Source organism: Dendronalium phyllosphericum CENA369 (genome assembly GCF_016056275.1).
Classification (GTDB): Bacteria; Cyanobacteriota; Cyanobacteriia; order Cyanobacteriales; family Nostocaceae; genus Dendronalium; species Dendronalium phyllosphericum.
On record NZ_JAECZA010000178.1, the window covers coordinates 1 to 2,522 of the forward strand.

2 protein-coding genes and 2 pseudogenes are annotated in these 2,522 nt (G+C 38.7%); 2 read left to right on the forward strand and 2 right to left on the reverse strand.

What is annotated here, in order from left to right; all coding sequences use genetic code 11:
• A pseudogene (locus I8752_RS22030) lies at window positions 1-472 on the reverse strand (photosystem II q(b) protein); the annotation flags it as partial.
• 477 nt (window positions 473-949) lie between these two features.
• Here I8752_RS22030 and I8752_RS22035 point away from each other — a divergent pair.
• The gene (locus tag I8752_RS22035) at window positions 950-1,492 is read left to right on the forward strand and encodes a DUF3124 domain-containing protein (RefSeq protein WP_214434412.1); all 543 of its coding nucleotides are present in this window, start codon (window positions 950-952) and stop codon (window positions 1,490-1,492) included.
• Between the two features lie 278 nt (window positions 1,493-1,770).
• A complete protein-coding gene (locus tag I8752_RS22040; RefSeq protein ID WP_214434413.1) occupies window positions 1,771-2,082 on the forward strand; it encodes an MAPEG family protein in 312 nt (103 codons plus the stop codon).
• 21 nt (window positions 2,083-2,103) lie between these two features.
• Here I8752_RS22040 and I8752_RS22045 read toward each other — a convergent pair.
• Window positions 2,104-2,522: pseudogene (locus tag I8752_RS22045) on the reverse strand (IS701 family transposase); the annotation flags it as partial.

Genomic DNA, 2,522 nt, shown 5'->3' on the forward strand with positions numbered 1-2,522 from the left:
ATACTGCGGTGGCTGCTGCTACGGGTGCGGAGAATGCTAGGCAAATCCAAGGACGCATTCCTAAGCGGTAGCTGAGTTCCCACTCACGTCCTAAGTAGCAGAATACGCCGATGAGGAAGTGGAAGATTACCAGTTGGTAAGGGCCGCCGTTGTACAGCCATTCATCTAAGGATGCTGCTTCCCAAATTGGGTAGAAGTGTAAACCGATGGCGTTGGAGGAAGGTACTACTGCACCGGAGATGATGTTGTTGCCGTAAAGTAAGGAACCTGCTACTGGTTCGCGGATGCCGTCGATGTCAACCGGAGGTGCGGCGATGAAGGCGATGATGAAGCAGGTGGTTGCTGCTAACAGGGTGGGGATCATCAGTACGCCGAACCAGCCGATGTATAGTCTGTTGTTGGTGCTGGTGATCCAGTTGCAGAACTGCTCCCATATGTTGGCGCTTTGGCGCTGTTGTAAGGTTGCTGTCATGGTTTTATGATTGCGATTTTTTGTTTATGTATTAGGCGTGTTTGTTTTCGCCTGTGTAAGTAATTTACACTACTTTACAAAAATTAATCAAGTACTTTAAGTTTTGTAACGTTAATATTTGCTATTAGTTTTACTTATTTCACAGTCACTGATGTAGTGGGACAAGTCCAGAACTATGGCAGTCTTCAGACTTGTAAGCGAGGAGTGGAGAGTGGCAAAAAGCTACTTTTAGACTTGATGATGTCCGAGCGTTAAGCACCCGACAATTTAAGGTTTACTTTATAAATCACCTCTAATTTTGCGATCGCTCTGCAAGACCGGGGCTTATAATGTCTGAGTAAAATATATAAAATACCCAGAAATACCAATGTTTGCCTTTGACTGTTGGCAGTCAATAAATCCAAGAAAGATAATTTATTTTTTGGACTCACTTTAATTATTAATTTTTGATTTTATTCAAAGCTGTAAATAGTTTTAATGAAGCTATATCAATATTTTTATTTTGCAGTTATTGTTGTTGTTCTTGCATCTTGTAAATCATCCAATATTCCAGCAACAACCCCAAATGTGACTGCTTTGGCAACTCCATCTCCGAAGACAATTACTCTAGATAAAAACTTCAAGATAGCAACAGGTCAAATTATCTATGTTCCTGTTTATTCCCATATATATCATCACAATCGGCGCGAGATTTTCAATTTAGCAGTTACACTTAGTATTCGGAATACAGATTTAACTAATTCTTTGATCGTTACTTCTGTACGCTACTATGACTCAGATGGTAAATTAGTTAAGCAATATTTGGAGCGTCCAATTCAACTTGATGCGCTAGCTTCTTATGATTTTTTTGTGAATAGAAATGACAGCAGCGGAGGTTTAGGAGCAAACTTTATTGTAGAATGGGTCGCTCAAACAAAAATATCTGAGCCAATAGTAGAAGCAGTGATGATTGGTACTGACTATCAACAAGGAATTTCCTTTATTAGTCCTGGTAGAGTTATCAAAAGTCAAAAAAACTAAAAAAGCAGAGTCAGCAAAGTTTTCACCAAAAGTTCGTTGTTACGAATAAATATACAGCAAAATTGAGAATTCAAAAGTCAGAATTTAAAAGCAAAACTGGCTTTCTACTTGGCTTTTGAGATTGAAGTTGCATATTTCATCTACTTGAACTCTGCTGTAAATTGTAGGCAATGAGTTATCCTTTGAGGCACTAAAAATTAACTATTTTCGGTGAATTTGGACTTGTATTGAATAACATCAGTATCTTAAAATCAGGTTAATATCGTTTTCTTAATTTAATGACACCTGACTTAATTTGTCTGTTAATTCTGGCGCTCTGGTCGATTCCATTAAATCATATTCCCGCGCTAGCTCGTGTAGCTTACTCAGATATCAGTTGGGGAATGGGAAACCGCGAAAAAATGCCTGAGGTTCCACCTTGGGTTGAACGCGCAGATCGAGCTCAACGAAATCACCACGACAATCTAACTACGATCGCAGTTGTCATTCTCATTACACAAGTAACAGGGCAAAGTGATAATGTTACGGCAATTGCATCGGTTATTGTTGTCGTGCTAAGAATACCCCTCTTCTGTCACTTTCCGGAATAAGCAAGTAGTTCAGGAGCTAAATCATCCAGAAGCATAATAGGGTTTAAATTGATTCATTGCGGCAATTAAATGATTGAATCCCAGTAACAAATGTGAATTAGGGAAAATACTTAACCAAGGATAAATTAACCAAAATAGTAAAAGTGGTTGGATAATGAGACGCAGATTATTTAAAGCATTCTTCCATCCAGATTCATGGTTCCATTGCGGATGGTTAGAAAAATCAACATCACTCAGATCTTGTGCCTCAGTCTCAAGTTGACGAGATTGATTTAAGCCTAATAAGACGGAAGAATTTAAACTAATCATCGTGTAAACACAAAAAATAATCTCCCACCACCTCTCAATATGTTGAAAATTGGTGAAACGGTAATCTGTCCAGCCTAGCTCTTGTTTACACTGTCGAAATCCATATTCTACCCAGGTTCTTAATCCATATA

What these genes read in the sequence shown, in the direction of transcription:
- I8752_RS22035 (WP_214434412.1), top strand. Translation starts at nt 950, where the DNA reads ATGAAGCTATATCAATATTTTTATTTTGCAGTTATTGTTGTTGTTCTT.
- I8752_RS22040 (WP_214434413.1), top strand. Translation starts at nt 1,771, where the DNA reads ATGACACCTGACTTAATTTGTCTGTTAATTCTGGCGCTCTGGTCGATT.